We start from the raw sequence: 14,499 nt of genomic DNA on the forward strand, positions 1-14,499 counted from the left end.
ACGGGCCGTGGGCGACCGAGGAACACGTACGCGACCACGACTGCGTACGCGGGGCGTCAGAGGTTGCGCAGTCCAACTAGCACCTGCTCCAGGATGTGGGAATCGGGACGGCCGCCGAGCTCGGCCCGGCGGGGATGGCGGGCGCTGACGCGGCCCTCGGCGAGCAGGTCGGAGAGCAGGATCTTCGTGATGCTCGCCGGCAGCCGGAGTTCGGCGGCGACCTCCGCGACGGCGGTGGGCCGCTCGGTGAGGCGCAGGATCGCCGCGTGCTCCGACTGCATGCCGGGTACGGGATCGCACTCGGCGACGACCAGTGTCAACAGGTCGAAGGGGGTGCCGGGGGTGGACCGGGTGCGCCCCTGCGTGAGGGTGTAGAGCCGGTCGGGCGCGTCGTCCCTGCCCGGCCGGCTCATGGCGTACGTGGCCGCGCGCTCAGGTGTTCGCCGAGTTGTTCCACGAGCTCGCCCATGGTGTGTCCGACGATCCCGGCGTCCGCCTCCTCGGTCGTGACCACGGCCAGATGCGCGCCCTCGCCGGCCTCGATGATGAACAGGATCCCGCCGTAGAACTCGGTCATCGCCGACCGTACGCCCCCGGTGCCGTCCCCGAACTGGATGGAGGCCCCGTGGGACAGCGACTGGATCCCCGCGGCGATGGCGGCGAGCTGGTCGGCCTGGTCGGCGGAGAGTTCCGGTGTGCGGCACAGTTTCAGGCCGTCCCGGGAGAGCACGAGCGCGTGCCGGGCGCCCGGGGTGCGCGCCAGCAGCCCCTGTACGAGCCAGCCGAGCTTCTCTTCGGTGTTCAGGACAGCGGTACCGGTGGTGGTGGAGATGCCGGTGGTGGCGGAGATGCCGGTGGGGAGGACGGTCATGATGTGGGGTCGCCTTCCGGGTGGGGGACGGCAGGGCTCGTACGGGCCTGCCCGGACTCGTCCGCCGGAGTGCGGCGTACGGCTTGGCGGAAGCTGTTGAAGCGGGCGGCGTGGCTCATCACGTCGGCGGAGGTGGGGGCCGGGGCTGACGTCGGGGAGGGGTTGGGGGTGGGGGAGGGAGAGCGGGTGGTGTCCGCCTCGGCCTCGGCCTCGGCGAGGGTGCGGCCGCGATGCCGCTTGGGGAGCAGCTCGGCGGGGTCGGCGGGCCGGGGCCGGAAACCGTGGGCCGGCACCGGCTCCGGGTCCAGGTCGGGCATGGAGTGGGAGGCGGCGTACGACCCCTGCGAGCCGGACCAGGAGGACCCCGTCGAGTCGGACCACGGGGACTCCGCCGGGTCGGACCAGGGTCCGGGGCGCGGGCCGGGGAAGGGCGCCGCGGACCCCCGTACGACTGTGTCCGGGGACGGTGGGGACGGTGGGGAGGACGGCGCCTGGGCCGAAGTCGGTCCCGGTCCCGGAGCCGAAGCCGGGCCCGGAGTCGACGAAGGCGCCCAGGGCGACGAGGGCGGTGCCGGTGCTGGAGTGAAGAGTGGTGCCGGGGTCGTGAGGATGTCCTGAGGGATGCGGACCAGGACGCCCGTGCCGCCGCGCGCGGAGGGGCGGAAGGAGACCGTGAGCCCGTACTTGCGGGCGAGCCGGCCGACGACCGTGAGGCCGAGCCGGGTGCCGGTGAGGCCGCCGAGTTCGGGCTCCGCGCCGGAGACGGCCCGTTCGGCGCGCCGCAGCTGTGCCTCGCCCATCACCAGGCCGCTGTCCTCCACGGAGACGATGACCCCGGCGGGCACCTCCTCCACGTAGACGTGCACCTCGGCCGTCGGGGGAGAGAAGTTCGCGGCGTTGTCGAGGATCTCGGCGAGCGCGTGCATCACGCCCTCGGCGGCGTGCCCGGCGACCGCCGCCTCGCTCGACGAGTGGACGCGTACGCGCTGATAGCCGCTGATGCGGCCCATCGCGCCGCGCAGGATCGACTCCATGACGATGGGCCGTGCCCAGCGGCGGCCCGAACGCGCACCCGTCAGGACGGCCACGGAGTCGGCGAGCCGGCCCGCCTGCGCGGTGCGGTGGTCGAGGTGGAGGAGGTCGGCGAGCACGTCCTCGTCGGAGTGACGTTCCTCCATGGCGCGCAGATCGGCCAGCATGCTTGTGGCCATGGCCTGTAGCCGGCCGGAGGTGGTGGCCGCCGCCGAGACCGCGGTGGCCCGGTCGGTTCTCGCCTGCCGCAACTCCTCGGCCGCGCGCGCGTTCTCCGTGCCGTGCCGGGTGCGCTCCCGGTCGAGTTCGGCGGCGAGGCGGACCTTCTGGTGGGCGTTCTGCTCGGCGAGCCGCGCGCGTTCGCGGGTGAACTCGTCGGTGAGCCGGGTGAGTTCCCGGGCGGATTCCTCCGCGAGGGCTGCCTTCTCCCGTACTAATCGGCCGGCGTCCCGGGAGACGGCTTCGAGCCGGTGGAGGAGTAATCGGGACGTCTGAACGGCGCGGCCGGCCACGGCCGCTGCCGCGCACAGCAGGAGCGCCGCCGCGCCCAGGCCCCAGCCGAGGGGCACGCGCGCCTGTTCGGGAGCCAGGGCGACCGCGGCGCCGACGGCGCACGCGGCCGGTACGGCCGTGAGGAGCGGAACGACCGCGACGGTACGCAGACGGGGACGTTCGCTGCCGAGTTGTGCGAGGGACGGCCGATCTTTCGTGGGGCGCGCTTGCGAGGTGGGCGCGGTCATGAATCGTGTCCTCGGTCGTGTCCTGGGCGGGATGCGACACCTGGTGCTCAACTGGCGGTCACTATATGGGACTTCGTGATCGGAACGGGCAGGTTCCGGCGCACTCTCACAATTCGTCCTCGAATCGGAAAGTAGCCGCCCCGGCGCGCAATGGGGCGCACGAAAGGAACCACGGCTCGTCGGAGGGAATGCCTCCGGTCGCCGCCGTGCGGAGATGCATGCTGGGGACATGAGCGACAAGAGGGAAGCGGGTCTCGGGGAGTTGCGGTCGGCGCTGGAGAAGTCCCTGCGTGGAACCGTGCGTGGCGAGGTCGCCTTCGACGCGACCGCGCGGGCGCTGCACACCATGGACGCGTCCAACTACCGGCGCGTACCGCTGGGCGTGGTCGCCCCGAGAGACGCCGACGACGTGGCGGTGGCCCTGTCCGTCTGCGCCACGCTCGGTGTGCCGGTGGTGGCGCGCGGCGGCGGTACGTCGATCGCGGGGCAGGCGACCGGTACGGGCGTGGTCCTCGACTTCACCCGGCACATGAACCGGATCGTGTCCCTCGACCCCGGCACGCGTACGGCCGTGGTCCAGCCGGGCGTCGTCCTGGACCGCCTCCAGGAGGCGGCCGCGCCGCACGGGCTGCGCTTCGGGCCCGACCCCTCGACCCACGGCCGGTGCACGCTCGGCGGGATGATCGGCAACAACTCCTGCGGATCGCACTCGGTGGCCTGGGGCACGACGGCGGACAGCGTGCGCGAGCTGTCGGTGATCACCGCGCGCGGCGACCGCCTGCGGGCCGGCCGTGACTGGGCGGGCGCCCCCGACGGTCTGCGGGCCCTGGTGGAGGGCGAGTTGAGCGTCCTGCGGACCGGTTTCCCCGATCTGCCGCGCCGTATCTCCGGGTACGCCCTCGACGCGCTGCTGCCCGAGCGGGGCGCCGACGTGGCCCGCTCCCTCTGCGGCTCGGAGGGCACCCTCGGCATCCTCACCGAGGCGGTCGTACGGCTGGTCGAGGCACCCCGCGCGCGTGCCCTCGCCGTCCTCGGGTACGCCGACGAGAGCGCGGCGGCGGAAGCGGCGGCGGGCCTGCTGCCGCACGGGCCGCTCACGGTGGAGGGGATGGCGGCCGACCTCGTACCCCCGGACGCGGGGCTGCCGCGCGGCGGCGCCTGGCTGTTCGTGGAGACGGGCGGTGACACGGCGGCGGAGGCACGCGCGCGTGCCGAGGGGATCGTGCGCACGGCGAAGGCGACGCACTCGGTGACGGACTCGGTGACGGACTCCTTGGTGGTCACCGACCCCGCCGGCCAGCGCGCGCTGTGGCGCATCCGCGAGGACGCCAGCGGCACGGCGACCCGGATGCCGGACGGCACCGAGGCGTGGCCCGGCTGGGAGGACTGCGCGGTGCCACCGGCCCGGCTCGGCGCGTATCTGCGGGAGTTCCGGGGGCTGTTGAGGTCCCACGGGCTGCGCGGCGCGCCCTACGGCCACTTCGGGGACGGCTGCATCCATGTACGTATCGACTTCGACCTGTTGACGCCGGCGGGCGTGGGCCGCTTCCGGAGCTTCTCGGAGGACCTGGCCGAACTGGTCGTCGCGCACGGCGGCTCGCTGTCGGGGGAGCACGGGGACGGGCAGGCACGGGCCGAACTGCTGCCGAAGATGTACGGGCCCCGGGTGGTAGGACTCTTCGAGCGGGTGAAGGACCTCTGGGACCCGGAAGGGCTGCTCAACCCCGGCATGCTGGTGAGGCCGGATCGCCTGGACGAGAACCTGCGGTTCGCGGTCCTGCCGAGCAGGCCCGTGGACGTGGAGTTCGGCTACCCGGCGGACGGCGGGGACTTCTCGGCGGCGGTACGCCGGTGCGTGGGCGTCGCCAAGTGCCGTACGCCGGCGGCGGCCTCCGGGGCGGCTGGGGCGGCCGGCTCCTCGGTGATGTGTCCGTCGTTCCGGGTCACCGGGGAGGAGGAGCACTCCACGCGGGGGCGGGCGCGGCTGCTGCACGAGATGCTGGCGGGCGAGGTGATCACGGACGGCTGGCGCTCGACGGAGGTGCGCGACGCGCTGGACCTCTGCCTGTCCTGCAAGGGCTGCCGCACGGACTGCCCGGTCGGCGTCGACATGGCCACGTACAAGGCGGAGTTCCTGCACCACCACTACGCGGGCCGCCGCCGCCCGGCGGCGCACTACGCGATGGGCCGGCTGCCGCGGTGGCTGCGGCTGGTGGACCGCACCCGTACGGCGCGGCTGGTCAACTTCCTCGCCTCGGTGGGGCCGTTGGCGGCGGCGGCCAAGCGGCTGGGCGGGATCGCGCCCGAGCGGGAGATCCCGCGGGTGGCGGGGGAGACGTTCACCCGCTGGTGGGACGGCCGGGGGTCCGGGGCGCGGGCCGGGTCCGCGGAGCGGCGGGGAGAGGGCGTACCCGGGCCGGTGGCGGTGGTCCTGTGGCCGGACACCTTCACGGAACACCTCTCCCCGTCCGTCGGGAAGGCGGCGGTACGGGTCCTGGAGGCGGCCGGCCTGACGGTGGCACCGCCGCCGGCGACTCCCCGGGACCGGGTCTGCTGCGGTCTGACGTATGTTTCGACGGGCCAGCTGGACGGTGCGCGCGAGGTGCTGCGCCGCACCCTGGACCTGCTGGACCCGCTCCTCTCTTCTCAGGAGACCCCGCCCGTCGTCGTCCTGGAACCGAGCTGCGCGGCGGCCCTGCGGACGGATCTGCCGGAACTGCTGCCCGACGATCCGCGGGCGGGGCGGCTGGCGGCGGCGGTGCTGACGTTCGCGGAGGCGCTGGAGCGGCACGCGCCGCAGTGGACGCCGCCGCGGCTCGACCGCCCGGTCGTCGGCCAGACCCACTGCCACCAGCACGCAGTCCTGGGCGACGCGCCGGACCGCCGCCTGCGCGAGGCGGCGGGCCTGACCGGCTCCCTGACGGGCGGCTGCTGCGGCCTGGCGGGCAACTTCGGCTTCGAGAAGGGCCACTTCGAGGTGTCGACGGCCTGCGCGGAGGAACAACTGCTCCCAGCGGTCCGAGCGGCGGAGAAGGGAACGGTGATCCTGGCAGACGGCTTCTCCTGCCGCACCCAACTGGAACAGGTGGGAGGGGTACGGGGGCGGCACTTGGCGGAGGCCTTGGCGGAGGGTCTGCCTGACGCCTGACGGGAGGGTCTCACTCACGTCAGAGGTCCGGGCCGGGTCGCACCCCTCAACGCGGCCTGGCTCGGAGGCAGCTCTGGAGCCGTGCAGGGCTGTCGGGGGCAGGCGCTCGGAGTGACGCGACCCGATCGGGGGTGCGCCGGGCGTGACAGGGGGCGCACACGCGCCGCGCGAATATCACACTGTGTAGCCGAGTGATCGGTACCTGTGGTGGGCGCGTATCGGCTCCGTGGCCCGGTCGGGCTGCAACTGGTGTGCGCTGCGCCGGAGCTGACGCAGCCGAAGTTATTCGGCGGCGGTGGCTGAGGGGTCTGCTGTGGCAGGAAGCACCCACAGGTTCACGAACAGCGACTCAGGGCACTAGTCGACATTTGCAGTGATTGTGCTTTGCCGAAGGAGTTTCTGCCCGTATTTCGTTCGCATGCAGGGTCCAATGGATATTTTCTTGGGGTCGGCGTCTGACCTCGGAATATTTATCCTTTGTCGAGAGGTGCGAATGGCTTGAGGTGTCGGTCTCCCCCTCTGGAGGAAGTGTTGATTGCACTCTGTCCGGTGCAGCCGGCCGATGGAGGCGTGTTTGCGGCTGACCGAAAATGGTTGGTCTTGATCGGTGCTAGTCGGTGATAACGCTGTCATGCACGTGCAGTAGGGGCGCGGCCTCCCCCTTGCGTGGGCAAAAGGGGGCGAAGCGTCAGGGTGTGCAGTTGTCGCGTGAGGCTGATCGGATCGAGTGAGGCTTTGTAACAAACCCCTCTGTCTGCGGAGTCTCAATGGCGGTTCAGGGCGCCCTGGCCTGGTGTGACTAGCCGGTAGTGTCCTTGGCCTCTCCGATGGTGTTAGCGTGGCAGTGGTCTGAACCTTGGTGGGTCCGGACCTTTTCGGGGGGTCTCTGAGGGTGGTGCCTCAGGGCCTCCCGTTTTTGCTGCCGGTTCATGTTCGTGCCGTATTCCGATCATGTGCGAGAAAATCTCTTCGGGTGCGCGTGCTGGGGATTAATGGAATACCCTCCGAATCCTTTTGTGGTGTGCTGAGGCTTGTTTATGCAGGCCGACTGGGGTTGCGGACTGCAACATCCCCTCCCGGTGAGGTGTCCCGGCGGGGTCGTGATTCTCCCGAGAGGTTCTCGAAAGTGTGAGTGGCTCTTCACTCCTGCAGGGGAGTAACTTGATGGCGTTAACCATCGCCATCACCTGACTGGGCCGACACCACCCGGTCGACGTGTACCTCCCGTACCTCCCGGAAAGGACGACGGACCCACCGACGTGGGGCCCCGCTGTTCAGTGGGGTCCCAGCACCGCCTTCCGAACAAGGATTCAGACAGCTCATGCGCACCGCCAACCTCGACGGCGTCATACCGCCGTCCTGCCGCAGGCACCGCGGCACTCTGTTAGTGACCCACCGTCACGATCGCCTCATGCGGGGCGTGTACGCCGGGGCACGTCCCGTCATGCCCGTCGGAACGGGAGAGTGACGATGCCCCCCGCTCTCGAGACCGCCCGGCCGGTCGACCTCCAGTGCAACACCGGTATGCCGGAAGGGAGTTTCCCGCGCGGACTGAGCGCCGACACCTGGCGACGCCTGCTGCGGGCGGGACTGCGCGCTCATCTCTTCAAGCCGGGTGAGAGCCTGCCGATGGGATCGGACGACCGGGACATCTACATCGTCTGGGACGGCGCCGTGAAGCAGGAGCGCTTTCCGTTCGGGGAAGGACGCGGTGCCCTCACGGTCACCAGGTTCAGGGGGCGCGGCCAGGTCGTGGGAGAGGCCAAACTCATCACCCCTGACGATTCCTCGGTACGTACCCGGTGTCTGACCCGGACCATTGCCATCCCCTGCGACGAGCAGCCCTTCAACGCGCTGCTCCGCCGGCGACTCGAGGTCCAGCGCGCCCTCCTGCGCAGCCTTGAGGCCCGAAACCGCAGCGACGAAGTCCTCTACACCATGGTCACCCGACCTCCCCTCGAGCGCGTCAGCCGGCTCGTGGTCCACCTCGCCGAGACCACCGGTGTCCCCGATGCCGAAGCCTCCTACCGCACAGTCATCTCCGGCATCAGTCAGAAGGACATCGCCGCGGCTCTCCAGATCGGCGTCTCCACCGCGGAGAGCGCGCTCCGGACCCTGCGCTACCACGGCGACATCGTCGAAGCCCGATACCGGCAGCTCGTCGTCAATGACATCGAGGGACTGCGCCACTGCGCCGCCGGGCGCTGACACCATCCCGGCCCACCGGACCCACCACCCGACGCTGCCTTCCCTCTTCTGCGGGCACGCAGCGGCGTAACTCTGAACGGACCAACAGCATGATGACCAGCAACACGCTGGCGATCGGGACCAGCGCCGGCGCCCTGGTGGCGACCGTCGTCGGCGCCGTCCTCACGGGCGCCCTCACCACGTACACCCTCGTACACCACAGGCAGGTCTTCGCCTGGATCCAGAGGATCCGCCACAAGGACCAGGCGAACACCGAATTCGACAAGCCCGACCAGTGGCTCTCAGACCTGTACAAGGCCCAGTGCAGCCTCACTCAGAAGCCCTGCCGCGCGGAGGACTTCGAGGACATAGCCCAGATCGCCAACATGATCAAGGGCGTCGTCGACCACGCCGGGATCATCGGACCCGACCTGACGAAGGTCATCGAACGTGTCGAGGAGTACCTCGCCACCGGCCTGCCCGAGACCGACTTCTCGGCAACGTCCCGGTCCGAGCAGCGCTCCCAGCTCGGCAGGGCCATGAAGCAGGAGAACGCACGCTGCGAACTGGCGCGGGCCGTGGTGGCCGCGCAGCACCGGATCACTGTGCTCAGACGCGGCTGACCGGCCCGGTGCAGAACGGCGTGACGACCGCGCCAGGGCGGCTGGGGCAAGACCTTCCCGCCTGAGCGTGGTTGCCCTGTGCCCCTCCCCGTGGCCTCCCGTGGCGGCACCGGATCCGAGCGTTGTGAACCGGGTGGCGCCGGTTGTGGGTCCGGTGCCAAGGCGAGTGCTCTCCGGAGGGCCCAGCAAGTTCCAAGACGGCTTCACGGCCCTGATGTAGTCCACTATCTGAAACTAAGAAGTTCATCGTGATGTGCTAACTCTGCATCCGTCCCTGACCCGAACCACTTGGACGGCCCGGTGAACCTCCCCGGCGCTCCACGAGTCCGCCGCAGTCGTCGGCAAGCGGCACAGGTGTGGGGCAGTCGTCTGGCGGAAGTCCTGCCAGGCTTTGACTCGGTAGGTTCTCCGCATGGTCGAGCACGCGGGGCGGGCGCACGTCACTTCTGACGCAGTCGGTTCGGACGGTTCGGATAATTTGGATGACCAAGAGTGGGCGGCCACGCGTGCGTGGGTCGAGAAACAGCTGCCCGAAGGGGAGCGTGTCGAGTCCGCCGAGCGGCTTCGCGGTGGCTGGACCTCGGAGATGCGTCGCCTCCACATCTCCGGCGCGGGCGGCAGACGTCAGTTGGTGCTCCGGTCCTTCGTCAAGCCCTTCTTCCTGCGGGCCGCGGAGGGGCTCCTCGCCCGCGAGGCACAGGTCCTCACGCTGCTGAGGACCACCGATGTGCCGGCGGCCACCCTCCAGGCCGTCGACGCGGCCGGGGAGCACTGTGACCACCCGTCGCTGCTGATGTCGATGCTGCCCGGCGGTATCCGGCTGGAACAGGACCAGGTCGGGGCGCGGGCCGAACTCCTGGCCCGTCACCTGGTGAAGATCCACCGGGTACGGATCACCGAGCACACGCGCCCACGCTCCTACCAGGCATGGACCTCCCCCGAGCGAGTGCGGCTGCCGGATGCGCCGGGCCGGCCGGAGCTGTGGGGGCGCGCGGTCGACGCCATCCGGCGGGACCCACCGGACTACGAGGGGTGCTTCCTGCACCGGGACTTCCACCCCGGCAACGTGCTGTTCAGCGGACACGGCGAGGACCTGCGCGTCAGCGGCGTGGTGGACTGGGTCGAGACGTCCTGGGGCCCGGCCGACCTGGACGTCGCCCACTGCTCCACAGCGCTCGCCCTCCTGCACGGCCCGGACATCGGCATGAGGTTCGCCGACCTCTACGTAGCCGCGGGCGGTCGGCTGAGCGGTGAGCGGGCCGATCACCTGTACTGGCGGCTGCTGGACGCGCTGGCCTTCGCCCCGGACGCCGAGAAGGTCGCCGGACCCTGGAACGAGCTGGGCCGCACCGACCTGACCGCCCGGACTCTCACCGGACGTCTTGAGGATTACCTTGAGGCACTGTTTCGCCGGTACGGCTGACTCTCTGACGACGGTAGGCGACCCTCGGATTGCCTCAGAGCATTGGCGCTGGAGCAGGAGAAGAAAGGGCAGGGCGGATGAAACTCGGCACCATGGCCGATCTGACGGCCGACATCACTCCCGAGAAGCGCGAGCGCGTCGACGCCATCAAGGCGGAACTGGTCGCCGCCGAGCGAGGTCATGAACTGGCCGCTCTCCGTAAGGCGCAGGGGTTCACCCAGGTGCAGGTCGCCGAGGTCATGGGGGTCACCCAAGGGCGGATCAGCCAGATCGAGCGGGGCCTCGCGCGCCTGGACACCTCGACCACGGCCGCCTACCTGCACGCAATCGGTGGCGAGCTGCCGTAAAGGCCACAGTGGGGAACCTTCGGTGAGGCGGTGAGGCGGAGCCTGGGTACGCCGGAGCGGTGAGCGTCAACCACGAAGTCGGCCCCGGCTAAGTGCCTCCCGTCGGCGCTCCGGCGCGCCCCCTGCCCCCTACTGCCGGGGGCTTCCGCTCGCAGTGCAGCGTCCCCGTAAGCTCCAAAGTGGCTTCACAGCCCTGACGGAGTCCATTACTCTGGACTCTCAAGTCCATCATGCTGCACGAACCAATCACTTGATCTCGACCCGAACCACCTGGACGCCCCCGTGAACATCCCCAGCGCCGACCGCGCCCCGACGGTCACCACCCCCACGACCGCCGCCGTAGGGCCGCCGGTCGAGTCCGGCGCCCCGGGCGTAGAGGGCGGTCCGGGGTCAGGCCCGGCGTCGGGGGCGAGGTCCGCGACGACACTCGGGTCCGTGGGGCTCGTGCTCGCCGGAGGCATCTCCGTGCAGTTCGGCGGAGCCCTCGCCGTGCGCCTCATGCCGCGCGTCGGAGCGCTCGGTGTCGTGACGCTCCGCCTCGCGGTCGCCGCGCTCGTGCTGATGGTGATCTGCCGGCCCAGCGTGCGCGGACACTCGCGTGCCGACTGGGGCACGGTCGTCGTCTTCGGCGTCACGATGGCCGCGATGAACGGCCTCTTCTACCAGTCGCTCGCCCGCATCCCGCTCGGCCCCGCCGTCACGCTCGAAGTGCTCGGCCCGCTGATCCTCTCGGTCGTCGCCTCCCGCCGGGTCGCCAACCTCCTCTGGGCGGGCCTCGCGCTCGTCGGGGTCTTCCTGCTGGGCGGCGGAGGCTTCAGCAGCCTCGACCCGGTCGGCGTCGCCTACGCCCTGTCGGCCGGCTCGATGTGGGCCGCGTACATCGTCTTCAGTGCGCGTACGGGGCGCCGCTTCCCGCAGGCCGACGGGCTGGCGCTGGCGATGGTGGTCGCGGCCGTGGTCTTCCTGCCGCTGGGCCTGGTCGAGTCCGGCGGCAGGCTCCTGAACCCGACGACGATCGCCCTGGGCTCCGCCGTGGCGATCCTGTCCTCCGTCCTCCCGTACACGCTGGAACTCCTGGCCCTGCGCCGCCTGCCCGCCTCCACGTTCGCGGTCCTGATGAGCCTGGAACCGGCCATCGCCTCGCTCGCCGGCTTCCTGATCCTGAGCCAGACCCTGTCCGTCACCGAGGCGCTCGCGATCGCCCTGGTCATCGTCGCGAGCATGGGCGCGGTACGGACCCAGGTGGGGCGGGGCAGGGCGAAGGGGCTGGAGTCCAAGGCGGCCGCCGCCTCGACCGCCTCGACCACGACCACGACCACGACCACGACCACGACCAACTCAACCACCTGACCTGGAGGCACCGGGATCAGAGGCCACCCGCGCCTCGGTCAACGGGCCAGTACCGCACAGCCCAGTGCGAACAGGGACAGCACCTTCACGAGCTCCAGCGCCACGTAGTACAGGTGGGCGCGGGACCGGTGCCGTGAGGGGTCCTCGCCCGCGAGCACGGCGTCGGAACGCCTGTTCAGACGGGGGCGGACGACCGCGAGCTGTCCGGCCAGGACCGCCAGGGCGATCGCGGTGAGCGTGACGACGGCCGTGGACGGCGTGGCCGCGGCGACCGCGGCGACAACCGTCACGGCGAGGGCGGTCTCGACGAGGTTGAGCGCGCGGAAGACCAGCCGGCCGATGCCGAGTCCGATCGGGATCGTCACTCCCGGGGCCCGGAACTTCAGCGGCGCCTCCAGGAAGGAGATCGCCAGCACCATCCCGAGCCAGAGAAAGGTGGCCGCGCCCGCCACGGCTGCCGGCGTCGTATTCATCGCTGTGGTCTCCCTCGTGTCCGGGGCGGCGTCCGGCACAAGCCGTTGTGGGACGTCGCCGTCGCATGGGAATGCCGAGGCGTCCGGCGGTGGCACCGTGGCCCGGTGCTTCAGGCGGTCGGCCACGCCTCCAGCCGGGCCGCGAACTCCGGGGGCGAGGCCACGACCATCAGGGAGGCGGGCGCGGTGCCCGGGTTCGCGAGGCTGACCCGCTCACCGGTGTCGATGTGCGCCGCCGAGCCGGGCGCCAGGGTGTGTACGTCCCCGCCGTGGCGCACCTGGACGGACCCGGAGACCGGGATCAGGACGATCTGCGAGGCGCCGTGGTCGTGCTCGGGAAGGCCACCGCCCGGCGGGATCTCCAGGTGGACGACGGCGACCCGGTCGGAGGTGGCAGCGGTCAGGAGCGGTGCGGCAGTCGGGCCGCCGGCCACGGGGGCTCGGCGGCGGGGGGTGGATCCGGTGTCGGCGACGTACATGGGTGACGACTCCTCGTTCGCGGCGCGGGTGAGCCTGCGATGCGCTCCGTATCCGTGCGGGGGCTGGTGTACGAATGGGTTCTATGCGGCCGTGGAGGGCGCCAGATGGGCCAGGCACGCGCCGGGTTCGGCGAAAGGTTCGAGCCGGACGGCTTCCACCGGGGCGCGCAGTTCCGTGAGGGCGCCCTGCATCAGGCCCAGGTGGAGCGGACAGACGATCGTGCCGTACTCCTCGGCGAGTTCGAGGAAGGGGCAGTGCCGCAGCCGGACGGGGCCGGGCACCTCACCGCCGTCGGTGACCTGTGGGTCGAACCCCAGGTCGTCGAGCATCGCGGCCAGCCGGCCGACGGCTTCGTCCGTGCTCAGCCGGCGCGACGGCGGGACCTGCTCGACCAGATACCGGCCCCAGGCGCGTCCCGCTTCGCCGGCGGCCGCCTCGGTACCGGGCCCTGCCGCGGCCAGTTGGCTGAGCAGCATCCGGGCCAGCATCCGGTAGCGGCGTGTACCGCCCCGGTCCATCCCCGGTTTCGGCGCGTAGACCGTGCGCGGGCGCCCCGGACCCGACGGTCGCTCCACCGTCCGCTCGACGCGGGCTTGCGCCACGAGCGCGTCGAGATGGAAGCGGACCGTGTTGGGGTGCACGTCGAGCCGGTCGGCGACCTCGTTGACGCCCAGCGGGGCACCGGCGGTCTGCACGGTGTCGAGCACCGCGCGGCGGCGTCCGGAAAGCTGTTGCCGGTCCCGCTGTTGCCGATCCCCCCGCTCCTGGTTGGTGGCCATGGTGGTCAGCCTTTCCCGAGTTGCGGCGACAGTGTGGCGGGGGCGGACCTGCCACTCCGGCTCCCGGGCCCCGCAGTCGTCCGGACGAATGTACAAGGAACGCTGCCCCCGTAGACGCGGTCGACGGTCGACAGGGGCAACTCCTCTACGCACGCCTTGTCTTCACGTCGACGCGAGGCTCGGCGATCACGTAGGTCACGATCCGCTCCGCACGCCACCCGAGAGGTTTCTCCAAATAATACATGTAATAATTGGGAGAGGAGGCTGAGAGGAGCACGGCGCTGTGGCATCGTCATCAGAGGGCTATTCCGAGGGCTGTTCCGAGATCTTCATCGAGGCGACAGAGACCGACCCGGCCGTCCGGGCCCAGGCGGTGATCCATGCCGTGCACCAACGGCTGCGGATGGGGCTCGCCGCCTTCGGCGAAGCCGAACCGGTCGCCGACACCCCGGGCCTCGCGCACGCGGCCCTGGTGGATTTCTGCACCGGTGAACTGCGCCGCCACCTGGCTGCCGCCGACCAGGCGCTCTTCTCGGCCGCCTCGGGCGCGGCCGAGACCCGCCTGCTGGTCCAGGCCCTGCGCACCACGACCGCGGCCCTCGACGCGCGCATCGACGCACTCGCCGCCACCGACCGCACCGCCGCCGGGGTCGCCGTCGCCCAGGTGATCGAGGCGGTCCTGGACGTCCATCTGGCCGTCGAGGAGACCGTCCTGCTGCCCGCGCTCGCCGCCCTGCCCGGCGCGGATCTGCCCACCCTGGTCACGGACATGCTGACCCTGCTCGCGGGCGGCGAACTCGACCATCCGCCGGTCCTCGACGTCCGTGAGATCCCGCACGGCCGACGCCACCCGCGGATCTTCGCGCGCTACGGCCGGCTGGCCCCTGGCGAGAGCTTCGTCCTGGTCAACAACCACGACCCCAAACCCCTGCGCCGCGAGTTCGAAGCCACCCACCCGGACACCCACACCTGGGACTACGTCGAATCCGGCCCGGAGGTCTGGCGGGTACGGATCGGAAAGGCGGCCGGTGGTGCCTGACACCCCG

The 14,499-nt window shown here is 71.1% G+C and carries 13 protein-coding genes; 7 read left to right on the forward strand and 6 right to left on the reverse strand.

What is annotated here, in order from left to right:
• Positions 1-56: 56 nt before the first annotated feature.
• Genes ACLVWQ_RS12030 through ACLVWQ_RS12040 form a run of 3 tightly spaced genes read right to left on the reverse strand, consistent with a single transcriptional unit; the run spans position 57 to position 2,643 of the window.
• On the reverse strand, positions 57-413 hold the full coding sequence (locus tag ACLVWQ_RS12030; RefSeq protein WP_414108380.1) for a DUF742 domain-containing protein: 357 nt from the start codon (positions 411-413) through the stop codon (positions 57-59).
• Positions 410-871: a roadblock/LC7 domain-containing protein gene (locus ACLVWQ_RS12035; protein WP_414108381.1), complete on the reverse strand. Its 462-nt coding sequence runs from the start codon at positions 869-871 to the stop codon at positions 410-412. Before ACLVWQ_RS12035 ends, ACLVWQ_RS12030 begins: the two co-directional genes overlap by 4 nt.
• Positions 868-2,643, reverse strand: a complete 1,776-nt coding sequence (locus tag ACLVWQ_RS12040) for an ATP-binding protein (RefSeq protein WP_414108382.1) — start codon at positions 2,641-2,643, stop codon at positions 868-870. The genes ACLVWQ_RS12035 and ACLVWQ_RS12040 overlap by 4 nt, the downstream gene beginning before the upstream one ends.
• A gap of 229 nt (positions 2,644-2,872) precedes the next feature.
• Between ACLVWQ_RS12040 and ACLVWQ_RS12045 the strand changes: the two genes are divergently transcribed.
• From ACLVWQ_RS12045 to ACLVWQ_RS12070, 6 genes are all read left to right on the forward strand, one after another.
• The gene (locus tag ACLVWQ_RS12045; protein ID WP_414108383.1) at positions 2,873-5,791 is read left to right on the forward strand and encodes an FAD-binding and (Fe-S)-binding domain-containing protein; all 2,919 of its coding nucleotides are present in this window, start codon (positions 2,873-2,875) and stop codon (positions 5,789-5,791) included.
• Positions 5,792-7,261: 1,470 nt separating this feature from the next.
• A complete protein-coding gene (locus tag ACLVWQ_RS12050) occupies positions 7,262-7,999 on the forward strand; it encodes a Crp/Fnr family transcriptional regulator (protein WP_414108384.1) in 738 nt (245 codons plus the stop codon).
• A gap of 89 nt (positions 8,000-8,088) precedes the next feature.
• Positions 8,089-8,601, forward strand: a complete 513-nt coding sequence (locus ACLVWQ_RS12055; RefSeq protein ID WP_414108385.1) for a hypothetical protein — start codon at positions 8,089-8,091, stop codon at positions 8,599-8,601.
• Between the two features lie 412 nt (positions 8,602-9,013).
• Entirely contained in the window at positions 9,014-10,024 is a 1,011-nt protein-coding gene (locus tag ACLVWQ_RS12060; protein WP_414108386.1) for a phosphotransferase family protein, read from the forward strand.
• A gap of 92 nt (positions 10,025-10,116) precedes the next feature.
• Positions 10,117-10,371 (forward strand): helix-turn-helix domain-containing protein, encoded by a 255-nt coding sequence (locus tag ACLVWQ_RS12065; RefSeq protein WP_414108387.1) that lies wholly within the window; start codon positions 10,117-10,119, stop codon positions 10,369-10,371.
• 282 nt (positions 10,372-10,653) lie between these two features.
• Positions 10,654-11,721, forward strand: a complete 1,068-nt coding sequence (locus ACLVWQ_RS12070; RefSeq protein WP_414108388.1) for an EamA family transporter — start codon at positions 10,654-10,656, stop codon at positions 11,719-11,721.
• Positions 11,722-11,759: 38 nt separating this feature from the next.
• Here ACLVWQ_RS12070 and ACLVWQ_RS12075 read toward each other — a convergent pair whose 3' ends face one another.
• The 3 genes from ACLVWQ_RS12075 to ACLVWQ_RS12085 form a co-directional block, all read right to left on the reverse strand.
• Positions 11,760-12,194 (reverse strand): hypothetical protein, encoded by a 435-nt coding sequence (locus ACLVWQ_RS12075; protein ID WP_414108389.1) that lies wholly within the window; start codon positions 12,192-12,194, stop codon positions 11,760-11,762.
• Positions 12,195-12,304: 110 nt separating this feature from the next.
• Positions 12,305-12,673 (reverse strand): cupin domain-containing protein, encoded by a 369-nt coding sequence (locus ACLVWQ_RS12080; protein ID WP_414108390.1) that lies wholly within the window; start codon positions 12,671-12,673, stop codon positions 12,305-12,307.
• Between the two features lie 81 nt (positions 12,674-12,754).
• Positions 12,755-13,453 carry a helix-turn-helix transcriptional regulator gene (locus ACLVWQ_RS12085; protein ID WP_414108391.1) on the reverse strand — a complete coding sequence of 233 codons (699 nt, stop codon included), beginning with the start codon at positions 13,451-13,453 and terminating at the stop codon, positions 12,755-12,757.
• 283 nt (positions 13,454-13,736) lie between these two features.
• Here ACLVWQ_RS12085 and ACLVWQ_RS12090 point away from each other — a divergent pair, with 283 nt between their 5' ends.
• Complete coding sequence (locus ACLVWQ_RS12090) at positions 13,737-14,492, forward strand: DUF2249 domain-containing protein (RefSeq protein ID WP_414108392.1); 756 nt, start codon at positions 13,737-13,739, stop codon at positions 14,490-14,492.
• Positions 14,493-14,499: the final 7 nt, after the last annotated feature.

Origin of the sequence: Streptomyces sp. CWNU-52B (genome assembly GCF_047444975.1) — a bacterium.
Classification (GTDB): domain Bacteria; phylum Actinomycetota; class Actinomycetes; order Streptomycetales; family Streptomycetaceae; genus Streptomyces.